General features: G+C 33.7%; 17 protein-coding genes and 1 tRNA gene. 10 read left to right on the plus strand and 8 right to left on the minus strand.

Annotation, left to right across the window (positions count from 1 at the left end; genetic code table 11):
- Positions 1–67: 67 nt before the first annotated feature.
- On the minus strand, positions 68–1,054 hold the full coding sequence (locus ABWU64_RS05660) for a hypothetical protein (RefSeq protein WP_353279494.1): 987 nt from the start codon (positions 1,052–1,054) through the stop codon (positions 68–70).
- A 155-nt stretch (positions 1,055–1,209) separates the two neighbouring features.
- Here ABWU64_RS05660 and mraY point away from each other — a divergent pair, with 155 nt between their 5' ends.
- Together mraY and ABWU64_RS05670 are read left to right on the plus strand one after the other, a co-directional pair.
- Positions 1,210–2,190, plus strand: a complete 981-nt coding sequence (mraY, locus tag ABWU64_RS05665) for a phospho-N-acetylmuramoyl-pentapeptide-transferase (RefSeq protein WP_353279495.1) — start codon at positions 1,210–1,212, stop codon at positions 2,188–2,190.
- Between the two features lie 5 nt (positions 2,191–2,195).
- A complete protein-coding gene (locus tag ABWU64_RS05670) occupies positions 2,196–2,789 on the plus strand; it encodes a ribonuclease HII (RefSeq protein ID WP_353279496.1) in 594 nt (197 codons plus the stop codon).
- 7 nt (positions 2,790–2,796) lie between these two features.
- Here ABWU64_RS05670 and virB9 read toward each other — a convergent pair whose 3' ends face one another.
- From virB9 to ABWU64_RS05685, 3 genes are all read right to left on the minus strand, one after another.
- A complete protein-coding gene (gene virB9 / locus ABWU64_RS05675) occupies positions 2,797–3,582 on the minus strand; it encodes a P-type conjugative transfer protein VirB9 (protein ID WP_353279497.1) in 786 nt (261 codons plus the stop codon).
- Positions 3,583–4,131: 549 nt separating this feature from the next.
- Positions 4,132–4,497 (minus strand): histidine phosphotransferase family protein, encoded by a 366-nt coding sequence (locus tag ABWU64_RS05680; RefSeq protein ID WP_341816077.1) that lies wholly within the window; start codon positions 4,495–4,497, stop codon positions 4,132–4,134.
- Positions 4,482–4,757, minus strand: coding sequence for a hypothetical protein (locus ABWU64_RS05685; protein ID WP_353279498.1), 276 nt, complete (start codon positions 4,755–4,757; stop codon positions 4,482–4,484). Before ABWU64_RS05685 ends, ABWU64_RS05680 begins: the two co-directional genes overlap by 16 nt.
- Positions 4,758–4,894: 137 nt before the next feature.
- Between ABWU64_RS05685 and purM the strand changes: the two genes are divergently transcribed.
- Positions 4,895–5,932: a phosphoribosylformylglycinamidine cyclo-ligase gene (gene purM / locus ABWU64_RS05690; protein WP_015588117.1), complete on the plus strand. Its 1,038-nt coding sequence runs from the start codon at positions 4,895–4,897 to the stop codon at positions 5,930–5,932.
- On the opposite strand, the gene purC is transcribed toward purM, so the two are convergent.
- Positions 5,929–6,651, minus strand: coding sequence for a phosphoribosylaminoimidazolesuccinocarboxamide synthase (gene purC, locus ABWU64_RS05695; RefSeq protein ID WP_214241734.1), 723 nt, complete (start codon positions 6,649–6,651; stop codon positions 5,929–5,931). The genes purM and purC overlap by 4 nt on opposite strands.
- A gap of 74 nt (positions 6,652–6,725) precedes the next feature.
- Between purC and trmD the strand changes: the two genes are divergently transcribed.
- The 4 genes from trmD to ABWU64_RS05715 all read left to right on the plus strand — a co-directional run bounded on the left by trmD (position 6,726) and on the right by ABWU64_RS05715 (position 10,097).
- Positions 6,726–7,424, plus strand: a complete 699-nt coding sequence (gene trmD / locus ABWU64_RS05700; protein ID WP_353279499.1) for a tRNA (guanosine(37)-N1)-methyltransferase TrmD — start codon at positions 6,726–6,728, stop codon at positions 7,422–7,424.
- Complete coding sequence (gene rplS, locus ABWU64_RS05705) at positions 7,421–7,798, plus strand: 50S ribosomal protein L19 (RefSeq protein WP_135352950.1); 378 nt, start codon at positions 7,421–7,423, stop codon at positions 7,796–7,798. Before trmD ends, rplS begins: the two co-directional genes overlap by 4 nt.
- Positions 7,799–8,052: 254 nt before the next feature.
- The gene (locus tag ABWU64_RS05710; protein WP_353279500.1) at positions 8,053–9,303 is read left to right on the plus strand and encodes a PstA family ABC transporter permease; all 1,251 of its coding nucleotides are present in this window, start codon (positions 8,053–8,055) and stop codon (positions 9,301–9,303) included.
- Entirely contained in the window at positions 9,300–10,097 is a 798-nt protein-coding gene (locus ABWU64_RS05715; RefSeq protein ID WP_341815672.1) for a phosphoribosylformylglycinamidine synthase subunit PurQ, read from the plus strand. Before ABWU64_RS05710 ends, ABWU64_RS05715 begins: the two co-directional genes overlap by 4 nt.
- A gap of 114 nt (positions 10,098–10,211) precedes the next feature.
- Here ABWU64_RS05715 and pdxH read toward each other — a convergent pair whose 3' ends face one another.
- Genes pdxH through ABWU64_RS05730 form a run of 3 tightly spaced genes read right to left on the minus strand, consistent with a single transcriptional unit; the run spans position 10,212 to position 11,736 of the window.
- Entirely contained in the window at positions 10,212–10,805 is a 594-nt protein-coding gene (pdxH, locus tag ABWU64_RS05720) for a pyridoxamine 5'-phosphate oxidase (RefSeq protein WP_341815671.1), read from the minus strand.
- Between the two features lie 15 nt (positions 10,806–10,820).
- Positions 10,821–11,636: a bifunctional DNA-formamidopyrimidine glycosylase/DNA-(apurinic or apyrimidinic site) lyase gene (gene mutM / locus ABWU64_RS05725; protein ID WP_264375214.1), complete on the minus strand. Its 816-nt coding sequence runs from the start codon at positions 11,634–11,636 to the stop codon at positions 10,821–10,823.
- Positions 11,602–11,736, minus strand: a complete 135-nt coding sequence (locus tag ABWU64_RS05730; RefSeq protein WP_255324779.1) for a hypothetical protein — start codon at positions 11,734–11,736, stop codon at positions 11,602–11,604. The genes mutM and ABWU64_RS05730 overlap by 35 nt, the downstream gene beginning before the upstream one ends.
- A 28-nt stretch (positions 11,737–11,764) precedes the next feature.
- Here ABWU64_RS05730 and ABWU64_RS05735 point away from each other — a divergent pair.
- The 3 genes from ABWU64_RS05735 (at position 11,765) to ABWU64_RS05745 (ending at position 12,847) form a co-directional block, all read left to right on the plus strand.
- Positions 11,765–11,837, plus strand: a tRNA-Thr gene (locus ABWU64_RS05735).
- Positions 11,838–11,903: 66 nt separating this feature from the next.
- Positions 11,904–12,515, plus strand: coding sequence for a glycoside hydrolase family 25 protein (locus ABWU64_RS05740; protein ID WP_353279501.1), 612 nt, complete (start codon positions 11,904–11,906; stop codon positions 12,513–12,515).
- A gap of 41 nt (positions 12,516–12,556) precedes the next feature.
- A complete protein-coding gene (locus ABWU64_RS05745; protein WP_341815669.1) occupies positions 12,557–12,847 on the plus strand; it encodes a hypothetical protein in 291 nt (96 codons plus the stop codon).
- The last annotated feature ends 324 nt before the right edge of the window (positions 12,848–13,171 follow it).

The following is a 13,171-nucleotide window of genomic DNA, read 5'->3' on the forward strand; positions in this document are numbered from 1 at the left end:
ATAGAAGTACAAGTTACTTACATTTGTAAGCAAGTTATACTATTTTTGCTTTTTCTTATTTATTTAGTCAAGAGCATCTCTGAGAAGTAGAAGTTGGTGTTGTTGTCACATTTGTTACATCTGTTGAAGGCTGCTGTAAAACCTTGACTGATTCAGAGCTCTTTTGTTGCAATTGCGGTACTAACGCTTCATATAAAGATTTTGGCTCACGTCTCTTACCTATTTTGACTTCTTTATTTGCATGCAACTGCTCTGCAGTAACACCGTTGCCTTCAAGGAGAGTTACACCATTCTTACCATCAATGTTAACTTTAATTTTGCATTCTCTTCCATCAACATACCACTTTAAAGTCATTTCATATAACCCACTAATTATTTCATAAACTCTTTCCTCATTATCACTATCATTATTAATATAGCAACATGCCCCTCTCTTTTTTTCTTGATTAGGATGACAAAATGTAATTGTTCTTACACCATACTCTTTACATATACTACCGCCTAGAAGTTTAGCTATATCTACTCCTTCTTTATTGGCATGTAGCACAACTCTCACGGTGGGGCAAACAATACTATCTTCCCTTTTGCCTTCTTTTATCATTATGGATCCTATAGTATGATTTTTCATACCTTCAGATATCTCTGCTTTAATTTGGTCAGCAATTTTACCTATGATCTCTTTGCCATGATAGTGAGATTCTCCTTTCTTCGGAGAAAAAGGCTCTTTGTTCGTAGTATTAGTGTCTGGATCATTCTGTAACTCAAAGAATTCATCCCATTCTTCATCATTGTCTAATTTGATATATCCACGCTTATTCTTGCCTGATGCTGCATTCTGAATACTAGACGATCCTTCTGTTACAGTTGTACCAGAGCTATTGCTTTTACCTTTTAGAAGAACAAGATGCTCTTCTGACCTTTCTTCCTTACTCAACTTTGAAGCTGCATCACCAAAAGAAGGTTTCTCTACTATATGCGTGTAAGAATTTTTAACTCTACTCTCATTATCAGGTACTGTAGTAGCCCACAAAAGCTTTTTAATATAATCTAACATATGCCACCTCTTACCATTAACAAAATATTAGTATGCAAATTTTATCATAATTCATCAACAACTAATTTATCATAAATAAAATGAGCTGCTAAAAAGGTATAAATTGAGGTTAGGTAAAGCTTTTGGTATAATACCTAGTCAATTTGGATAGGCAAGTGATCTTAGCTACAAAGACGTTTTTTATCTCATTTATTTTTGGGTTTATTCTCTTTCCCTATTTTATAAAACTTCTAAAAAAGATAAGTAAAGATGGACAACCAATCAGATCATATGGACCAGAAAGTCATTTAATAACAAAAAAGAATATACCACCTATGGGTGGAATAATAATACTCACTTCTGCTTTATTACCAATCTTGTTTTGGACTCAATTAACACAAGAAATTTTATTTTTAGTATTTATAACCCTATTTTTTGCTCTACTTGGATTTATTGATGACTATTTAAAATTGAAGACAAATCACCACCGAGGTTTAAGTGCAAAAACCAAAATACTTATTCAGTTTGCCGTTACTCTGGTCTGTATGTTTATACTTAAGCTACAATCTGCTGAAGGTTTTACAAAAATTTCTCTATTTAGAGAAGTAGCAATCGACCTTGGCTATCCATATCTTCCGTTTGCTGCATTTGTTATTGTTGGCTCTGCCAATGCTGTGAATCTCACAGATGGTTTGGATGGCCTTGCTGCAACTCAAGCCATTACTTCCTTTGCTTTTTTGGGACTAGTTGCATACATCACTCAGACAGATGTAAACATTACTTTATTCTGCATTGCATTTATAGGAGCTATTTTAAGTTTCTTGTGGTTTAACACACATCCAGCAAAAATATTTATGGGTGATGTTGGAAGCCTATCAATCGGTGCAGCTTTAGGACTCACTAGTGTTTTAATTAAAAAAGAAATGCTTTTTGCCATTATTGGAATAATCTTTGTAATAGAGACTTTATCTGTGATTATTCAGGTATCATATTTTAAATATACAAAATTTAGATATGGAGCAGGAAGAAGAATTTTCCTTATGACACCAATACATCATCACTTTGAAAAGAAAGGGTGGTCAGAAAATACAATAGTTATAAAATTTTGGATAATTTCTATCGTTTGTTCGATTTTTGCTTTAATTTTCTTATTATAGGAACTATGAAATATCCAGATTTCACATTAGAAAATACATTATCAGGAATTATAGCAGGAGTAGATGAAGTTGGAAGAGGTCCGCTTGCCGGTCCAGTGATATCTGCAGCTGTAATATTTACTGATAGAGATACGGTTATTGATGGAATAAACGACTCAAAAAAGCTAACCCCTAGGTGTAGGCAAGTTCTATACGAAAAAATAACGTCTGTTGCAAAATTTGGTATAGGAATGGCAAGTGTAGAAGAGATAAACTCATACAATATCTTGCAAGCAACAAAGCTTTCAATGAAACGTGCGCTGGTAAATTTAGATTTAGAACTAGATTATGTGTTAGTTGATGGTAACCAACCACTTGAAGTGAAATGGCAAACAAAGTCTGTAGTGAATGGTGATAGTTTAAGTATATCAATTGCAGCCGCTTCAATCGTTGCAAAAGTTACAAGAGATCGGCTTATGGAAGAATTGCATAATAAACATCCTCAATATAATTGGTATAAAAATAAAGGATATGGAACAAAAGAACACCTCAGCGCTATTGGCCTTCATGGAATTACGAAGCACCATAGAAAGAATTTTGCACCTATAAGAATAATATAGCCTTTAATCACTTACCTTTTTTGAAAGGTATGTTTTCATTAAATAGGCAGACTGTACTTGATCCGTTTCTTAAGGTAAATACCGAGCTTACTCTTTCAATTATCAGGTAGTCATCAACTGTACGAAAATTTATCAAGGACTCATATCCTGCAGAATCAACCATAAAAACTGCCGGAAAATCAGAGTTTATTTTATTAAATTGTAGATATGTAAATTTTCCGTCATCAAAAACCTTAATTGGTATTATTGATTGACTGCCTTCAACGCGCGAGATGGAATAGTTAAAATTCAAGCCTTTCTTTATAACCTCAATATCACTTATATCAGGGATAGTGGTATGACTAGCTTGCTCTAGAATATCACCGTTACTCGTTGAATAAATTTCATCACTGTTGAACAGTGGATAAAGAAACCTTACTTCATATGCTAACCTTGGATCATCTAGCCCGTTTGCTTCTTCAGCATGAAACTCGAAATAATAAACTCTTTTATTGGTAATTATAGTTGCATTAGTATCGGCAATATCATCTATAGGCTTAATAAATAATCTATTACCTTGAGGAAGGAGTTGCCAACCGGTTGCATCACCCATTGAAAGACTCTCTATTACCTCCCCTGGCTCAAACAATATGCTGGATTGATAACCATAAAAGCCCGTGTACTTATGTATAGCCTGTGGATTATAATTCATTACCTTTATGTGGTTATCACCAGCTATTGGTCGTGGTTCCTGTTTTGCAAGTGCATCACCACCACAAAAAAATAATAGTGCAACAAAGAGTAACCTAATCATAGTATCAAAATAAACTGATCTTTATTTTATCATTGATAGACATGTACTGCAACTGTCAAGCTATCCCAGTAGTAAGCGACAGAAAATGCAAGCTTCATAATAATTCATTACTGCAGGAAAAAGCAGGAAAAAATTCTTTAAACATTATTTTCATATATGTTAAAATGAGTTGTGAGGTAAATTAGGGAGTGTTAAATAAACCATACGCGTCAAGTTAAGGAAAAGTGGTATAAGGAAGAAAGGAAATGAAAAAAAACTATTTTATATATTAAGTAATAAAGTTATTAATTTATAGATTCTTCTGAAAAAATTATCTTCTTCTAGATAAGAACTCCCTAAAAAAATAAATGTAACAAATAAAATGCCCATCTCAAATGTTGCTATATTTCACGATATTTCCTTAACTTGACGCGTATGGTTTATTTAACACTCCCTGCAAAGAAATTAACTACAAATTTTATGCCTAGGTTACTCCACAAAATTTTTCCTTTCCTTATCCAAGATTCAAATTTATAGTATCGAGTCCTTTTCATGAAATATGAAGCCATCTCAAGTTATAGTTAAGCCTATATTCAGTGAATTACTTTCACAAGTGCAATTGATTTTAGTGTTATACTGTTCTAACAGTAAAGAAGTCATATAGATAATAATGTCTTTTGTATCCAAACGAATATCATTTTTTTTTGTTAATTTGCTCACTAATAATGTACTTATTGATTTATGTTCATTTACTACTTTTATAGTTAGTAGTGTTTTATCTTCTGTTTTAGTCAGTAAAATAGACACTAATTCAATTTGTGCCACTGCACTGATTATAGCTATCACCATATTGGAAATTATCTTATTTATTTTTTCAATTAAGTTTTCTGTAGGACATTCACTTACTCTCCACTGAAGCTTTACTTTTTTTTTAATAAATAATTTTCTATATTGGATTTAGTCTTAACAAAGCTGCAATTATCTAATGAATGAGAATACGCTTGCTTCATAACTTTGTATTTATATATTAAATCATCAGAGCTTTCTTTAAGCAATGACAATGCTTCGTTTTGCATATTAGGATTGTTTTCTTCAAGCTCTTCCAATCCACCCACTATTCCTTGCATAGAACTAGCAAAATCATGAAGAATTCGTCCTGATAGGCACTCTGTTATTAACATTATGTTTTTATTCATTGGATAAAAGTATAAATGATTTAAGTTAACCCTATATTGGTAGGCATGTAGTAGTCAATTTAAGAGAAAGTTTCGTTGCGCTTTTTGTATCAAAGCATTAATGTAGTATTAATAATTATAAGATTTATGAAGGCGCTATGAATACTTATGCTAAATCTGGAATAGACCTTAAACTATATAATGAACTAATAAAAAAAGTTAAACCTATCATTGAAAAGACTAAAGGAGAAGAAGTAATTAGTGAAGTAGGATCATTTTCCGCATTGTTTGACTTTTCTTCGCTGAGTAAGAAATACGACCATCCAGTACTTGTTTCCTCAACTGATGGAGTGGGCACAAAACTATTAATAGCTCAAGAGGTGAATAAGCATGATACTATAGGTATAGACTTAGTTGCAATGTGTGTAAATGATTTACTTGCACAAGGAGCAACACCTTTATTTTTCCTTGATTACTTTGCAACAGGCGTTTTAAACAAAAACGTTTTATTGTCTGTAATCCAGGGCATTGCAGAAGGGTGCAAGGAATCTAAAATAGCATTAGTTGGTGGAGAAACTGCAGAAATGCCTGGAATGTATGGTAACAATCACTATGACCTTGCAGGGTTTGTGGTTGGTGTTGTTGATCGAAAGCAAATTCTTCCAAATTGTAGTATAATGAAAGCAGGTGACTGTGTAGTTGGTTTAGAATCAAATGGAATTCACTCAAATGGATTTTCTTTGGTACGCCATATTTTTAAAAGCTTAGGTATAAATTATAATGATATATCTCCATGGAATAATAAATCTTGGGGTGAAATATTACTTAAGCCAACAAAGATATATGTTGATTCTTTGTTGCCTATTATGCCAAAGGTAAAAGGCATTGCGCATATAACAGGTGGCGGGTTAATAGACAATATTCCAAGAATTCTCTCAGGAAATTTATTTGTAGACATAAATATTAATTCTTGGAAATGGCCAGATATATTTTTATGGCTGAAAGAAGAAGGCAAAATAGAAAAGAGAGAAATGTTAAAAACATTTAATTGCGGCATAGGTATAGTACTGATTGTAGATCCCGAGAATATGAAGGATGTGGAAAGCCATTTCCAAAAGCGTGGAGAAAAAATTGAGATTATTGGAAAACTTGATGAGGCATGTAACCCTCCACTTGATAGAGTAGTATTTAGTTAGTCTAACTTTACTGACAGTCTTTTTGCAACTTCTGAGTATGCTTCCTTTAAGTTTCCTAGATTTAAACGGAAAACATCTTTGTCTAGCTTTTTATGCGTATTTTTATCCCATAGCCTACAATTATCAGGGCTGATTTCATCGGCTAAAATGATTTTAGTGCTGCTGTTTATCAATTTGCCAAATTCTAACTTGAGATCAACTAAATATATATTTGCATTTGAAAATAGGTCGACTAAGATTTTGTTGATCTTTAAAGTTGTAGTTTTAACTTCTTCCATTTCTTTATGGGATAACCAACCAAAATATAGTATGTGATTTTCATTCACCATTGGGTCGGCTAGGTCATCATTTTTGTAAAAAAATTCGATTATAGGAGATGTAAGTGTCTCACCTTCTTTGATATTAAAACGTTTGCAAAAGCTGCCAGCTGCAATGTTTCTAACCACTATCTCAAGAGGTATTATCTTGAGTTTTTTGACTAGCTGTTCTCTTTCGTTTAGAGTGTTTATAAAGTGCGTGCTAATTCCTGCTTCTCCAAGCTTTTCCATGATAAAAGCACTAACATGATTATTAATTATTCCTTTGCCCTCAATAATTTCATATTTTTCCTTATTGAATGCTGTAACATCATCTTTAAAGTACTGTATAACAGTTGATGAGTCTTCAGTTTCAATAATGACTTTGGCTTTACCTTCGTATATCGTTTTATTCAGTGACATATTTAATTTAACTATGTATCATATCAATCTACTGTTCTTAGAGTATAGCCCCAAATAACTTAAAATAAACCTTAATGGCGTTCAATGTTACAATATTAACCATATTTCCAGAAATGTTCCCCGGATTTTTGAACTATTCTCTTGCTGGAAGAACGTTGAAAAAAAAAATATGGAATCTTGAAATAGTAAATATTCGTTCTTTTGCTAAAGATAAACATTCAACTATAGATGATGTTCCATATGGAGGTGGAGCAGGGATGGTTATGCGCCCAGATGTGATTGGTAATGCAGTTGATAATGTGCTTTCTGCTCATAAAAATACTAGATTTATTTATATGACTCCATCTGGTACAAAATTTAATCAGAGCATTGCAAAGGAGTTAACAGAAATTCCTCATGTAACAATATTGTGTGGTCGATTTGAAGGTGTTGACCAAAGAGTAATTGATGTGTATACTCCTTATGAGTTAAGTATTGGAGATTATATACTTTCGGGAGGTGAGCCAGCTGCGATGGTGGTTCTTGATGCATGTATTAGGCTTCTTCCAGGTGTAGTAAATAATTTCGATAGCATTGCTGAAGAAAGTTTTAGTTATAGTGGTGGTATGCTTGAATATCCTCAATATACTAGGCCTGAGCAGTGGAGTAGGTACAAAGTTCCTGAGGTTCTGTTATCTGGCAATCACAGAAAAATAAGTGATTGGAGAAGGGAACAGTCATATGTTAGAACAAAGGAACGTAGACCTGAATTGTTGAATGGAGATGATAAATGACAAACTTGCTTGAAAAATTTAACGAACAACAAATACAAAGATTAGCCAAAGAGATGCCAGCTTTTTGTCCTGGCAATGATTTGAAGGTCACTTTTAAGGTAGTTGATAGTATGGGTGAGCGTATACAGATATTTGAGGGCGTATGTATATCAAAAAGAAATCGTGGATTACACTCTTCTTTTTCAGTTAGAAAGGTAAGTCACGGAGAAAGTATAGTATCACAATTTTTTGTTTACTCTCCTGCATTAATTTCAGTACAAGTGATAAGAAAGGGAAAGGTCCGTAGAGCAAAATTATATTATCTGTGCAAGCTATTTGGGAAAGCTGCAAGGATCAAAGAACGTACTACTTATGTTAAAAAAAAATCTAAGTAGATACAATAGGGAGTGATGTCAATTGTATCATCTCAAGACTCTCTCTTATTATCCCAGTGTGTGACGCACAACTGTACGTTTGCCTCCTGCTGTGGTGTCATCCCAATTTTTGACACTGGGATCCAGATTTTCCTTTTGGTTTGTGCTTTCATGAGAAATATAAAAATTATTTGCAGGCAAAGCCTGCTAGATCTAAGTGTCAAGCACTGGAAAAAGGAGAAAGTTTTTTCAAATCCTCATATAAAGAAAAGTAAATGGGTATAAAGAAAAACTTCCTTAAGTTACTTCAATCTAAGCGCGTACATGCTCGTGTAAAAAGAAAAAATAAAAAGAACAACATTTTATGCTTTTGCTCTTTTACAGCACTGATTGTCTCAATTGGGTGTCCTATATGTATATTACTAAGTATATTAGTTAACTCTTATAGTGCTTTAACAGTAACGAAAATTTTATTGCCAGTTGAAATAAATGCTGATCTTATTTTAACTAATAATCCTGGTGATTTACGATATAAGTCCATTAGCCTACTCAATAACTCTTTACATAAAGTGTTTGAAGGAATTGACTTTAAAGACAGTGACGAAATTTTAAGTCGTAACTCTTACAAGGAGCTAGAGAGGTTTTTTCTTAAGAGAGTAAAAAATAGTGGTGAATATGAGATTTGGTTTACCGCATCGAGTGTGATCAATTCACTATATAAAAATAAATGTTTGAATGATCATTATGCTAAATTACTTGATTGGTTAAAAGAGAAGGGAAGAGTAAGAAAATTTTTTAATAAGTCTCTGTTTCTTAAGTCTGATTCTCGTGAGCCTGAGAACGCAGGGATTTTAGGGGCATTTATCGGTTCATTAATGACAATTATAGTATGCTTAGCGTTGGCATTACCAATAGGAATTATGTCAGGTATCTGTCTTTATGAATTTATGCCTAGAAATAGTCTAATAACCAGTATTGTAGAAATTAGCATGAATAACCTTGCTGCAGTGCCTTCGATAATATTTGGTGTGGTAGGACTGACTCTCTACTTAGGCATATTTGGGTTACCCCGTTCTTCACCATTTGTTGGCGGGATGACTCTTTCATTTATGATGCTGCCTAATATTATTATTGCAACAAAAAATGCCTTTACAAACGTTCCTATTGCAATAAAAGATGCAGCGTTTGCGCTAGGTGCACCTCACATCAAGGTGATATTGGATCACTCTTTACCAATTGCGTTGCCACGGATAATACATGGTGCAGTGCTTGCAATTGCAAGGATTTTGGGCGAATCTTCCCCTTTACTTATGATAGGCATGGTAGCATTTATTGCTGATACACCTACATCCTTCTTCGATCCGGCAACTGTTTTACCTGTACAAATATACATATGGTCAAGTAGTCCTGAAATTGCATTTATTGAGCTTGCTGCCATTGCAATTATAGCTTTATTGTTAATGCTATTTGCTTTGAATTTAATAGCAAATTTTGTAAAAAGAAAGTTCGAGTTTTTTGATTCATGAAAATTACAATCCTATCTGGTTATGGCTTAAATTGCGAAAAAGAAACTGCATTTGCATTTATGGAATGCAGCAGAAAGCTTGGTATTAATAATATTGAAGTAAAAATCGTTCACATTAATGATATTATAGATAATCCAAGTGAACTGAAATTAAGCAATATACTTGCAATTCCAGGAGGTTTTTCCTATGGTGATGATACTGGTGCTGGTAATGCATTTGCTTTGCGTATAAAAAACAACTTGTTAGACGAATTTCAAAATTTCTTATCTCAGGATAAGCTTATTATAGGGATATGTAACGGTTGCCAGATATTAGTAAAGTTAGTTCCAGAATTCTCTAATCTAGCTTTAACCTCTAATGATATAGGCAATTATCGATGCTGTTGGGTTAGAGTGAGAGTTAATCTGCAGAGTAGTTCTGTTTGGCTACGGGGCCTGAGTAAGCTATATCTTCCTGTTGCTCATGGAGAAGGCAGGTTTTTTATGGATCAAGATATTTTAAATCAATTGATTGAAAATAATTCCGTTGCACTGCGTTACGTTGATGAAAATGGTGACTATGCAAATTTACAATTTCCTTACAATCCAAACGGATCTATATACGATCTGGCGGCTTTGTCAGATAAAAGTGGTAGAGTTTTAGCTTTAATGCCTCACCCAGAGAGAGGAATATTTTTTACTCAGCAGGACAACTGGCCTCTTGAAAAAGAAAAATGTAAACGTTCAGGAGTGGCTATGCCAAAATATGGTGATGGAATGCTCATATTTGAGAATGCACTAAAATATTTTGCGTAAGTATTACAATACGTTACATACAACAAGTTTTTAAGCCATAAAAAGTTACTTGATCAGCTCCTTATCATGACAATAAATCCTTATTTTTGATCTGCAGAGTAGCTTTCTCTAACGTTAGGGATATAATTGTTCCACTTTCCAATTGCTTTTCTCAACAAGAGTGTATCTAAATCTAGTATGTCTCCTATGCTTACCTTCTTGCCAAAATTCAATTACTTTTGGGATTACACAAAACCCCACCCAAAAATCAGGACGAGAAACTTGTGTATTGTGAAATTCTTTCTCTTTTAATTCTATAGCCTGCTCAAAATCTTGCCAATTTTTCAGAACTCTTGATTGTTTTGAGCACCACGCGCTAATTTGACTATCACGTGCTCGAGAGGAGAAATATTCGTCAGCCTTTTTGCCGCTTAGAAGCCTAACTTCTCCTTCAATTCGTACTTGTCTAGAAAATTCTGTCCAATGCAATACGAGTGCAGCTTTGGGGTTCTTAGTCAATTCTTTTCCTTTTCTACTGTTTACGTTAGTAAAGAACACAAAACCTTCTTTACTATATTCCTTTAGTAATACCACTCTTGCAGATGGAATGCAGTCTTTGCTACACGTTGCTAGCGTCATTGCAGTTGGCTCCTTACACGGAGAATTAAGTACTTCTTGATACCACTTTGAAAACAAATCAAAAGGATCTTTTTCAGGTAAGAGTGTCATATGCAAAAATAAAATTTAATTCTGACATGCATTGCAAAAATAAGTGCTACGACCATTTTGTCGTATAAGTGTTATGATATTGTTGCAGATTCTGCAAGGTTTTTGCACTTTACCATATACGTAAAAGTTATTTTGAAAGTATCCAGCAGATCCAGATGGCTGTGCATAATCTTTCAGTGTTGAACCACCAGCAGCAATTGCATCACTCAGAGTATTTTTTATTTCGATAGCAAGTTTTTCGCACTCTATATATGTTAAATCTTGTGCTAGCCTAAGTGGTGATATGCGAGCTCTAAATAAGCTCTCAGAAGCATATATGTTACCTACGCCAACTATTAGCTTATTATTCATTAATACTGATTTGATATTTGCTTTTCTGTTCTTTAGCAACTTCTGTAAATAATGTCCGTCAAATTCATCTGTGAGGGGTTCTATTCCTAGGTTATTAAAAAAATTTAGTTCTTGCTCTCTGTTTAAAACAATCACTAATCCAAACCTTCTTGGGTCATTAAAGATTAGTGAAGTGTTGTCAGAAAATAAGAATATCACATGATCATGTTTGTTCTGTGCTTGATTGTCTTCAGCATATATAAGCTTTCCGCTCATGCCAAGGTGTATGATTACAGCCATACTAGCATCTATATTCGAGATTATATATTTACCTCTACGCTTGATATCATTTATAACTTTGCCCTTTAGCAAATCATCAATATTCTTCGTTATTGGTACACGTAAATTCCAATTATTGACTGTCACATTGCTTATTTTCTTATTTTTGATTTTATCAAATAAGAAGTTAGAGATTACTTCCACTTCTGGGAGTTCTGGCATCTTGTCTACTCTGTTGCTGTTTTTTTCTTTTTAGAATATTTTGCTTTAAAGCTTTTGCCAATCTTTTTCTCTCTTCTTCTTTTTCCTTATTTTTTTTCATGTTATTCATTATCATAATACGTGAACTTGCCGTTGTAGCTCAGGTGGTAGAGTACGTCATTGGTAATGACGAGGTCCCAAGTTCGAATCTTGGTAACGGCACACTGAATTATATTCATGTTATTGTAGACGTAAAGTAATTAATAAGGGTTAAGGTAGGAGCAATAAATGGTAGAAAATGTAGTTATAGATTTATCGCACTGGAAGCAGGATATAGATTTTAAGTTAGCGAAAGAAGATGGAATATTAGGAGTTATGCACAAAGCTACACAAGGGCTGAAATATGTGGATCCAACATATGAAGAAAGGAGAAAAGCAGCTGAAGAAGAAGGATTGCTTTGGGGAGCATATCATTTTGGAGTAGGAGAGAAAGGAAAAGATCAAGCAGAGCATTTTTTGGAAAAAATTGGAGATGCTTCTCAAGTGCTGCTTGCTCTAGATATTGAAGAAAATGAGGGAAACAATATAACGCCAGAACAGGCAGAAGATTTTGTTAATCAAGTTCATGAAGCAACAGGACGCTTACCATTGATTTATGGAAGTGCTTACTTTCTAAAAGATTTTGCAACGCCAACTTTAATGAAATGTCCCCTCTGGATAGCAAGATGGGGAGAAAGTCCAATGTTACCGAAAGGATGGAATGACTGGATTTTATGGCAGTACACTGACGGTCAGACGGGACCTGAGCCACATTCAGTGAAAGGGATTGGACCATGTGACAGAGATAAATTTAATGGAACATTGGAAGAGCTAAAAAAGTTCTGGCTAACAGGAGAATAATGCTATTAAAATTTTAGAACAATTATTTTGACAGGTGTGTTATGGGCTTCAAGAACGTCTTTAATAAGATAATAGAATTTGTTTTGGGTAGTAAATTAAGTATAGAGCTTGATGAATATAAAAGTAATTTTTCTTTTATGGTAGATGTTCTAGTTAGCTCTCTAAAAAATGATAATAAAAGCAATAGGACCGCAATTGATGGAATAGTAGGCCTAAAAGACAGGAACAACGACTTATTGGAATTTGGCAAAGTAAACAAAGACAACTTTTGTATATCTTTGTTAGTAGTCAGTGCCTTACTTATATACTCTCACTTGAAGTCTTTTTCATAATTAGCTGACACAATTACGAGTATCTTTACTTAAAATCAACTACAAAGTTTAAAAGAACCAAGGTTATAAAGGATTCCATATCCTTATCATCATAAGCACTGCTACTATAGTAATAACACTAAGAATAACTACAAGTTTCTTTGAATGATAGTTGAAGTTTGATAAAAATTTTGAGACTGTAAAAACCGCAGGTACCAGTTGGTTTTTATTAGCTAAAGTAAAGGTCAAGTATCTGGAATTCTGAACATAAAATCCCCCTGTGAAAAAAAAGATTAGAAAAAAATGCAGTGCACATACGACAGAAATTAAGTATGCGTGTATGCA

Origin of the sequence: Wolbachia endosymbiont (group B) of Xanthorhoe designata, assembly GCF_964028585.1 — a bacterium.
Taxonomy (GTDB): domain Bacteria; phylum Pseudomonadota; class Alphaproteobacteria; order Rickettsiales; family Anaplasmataceae; genus Wolbachia.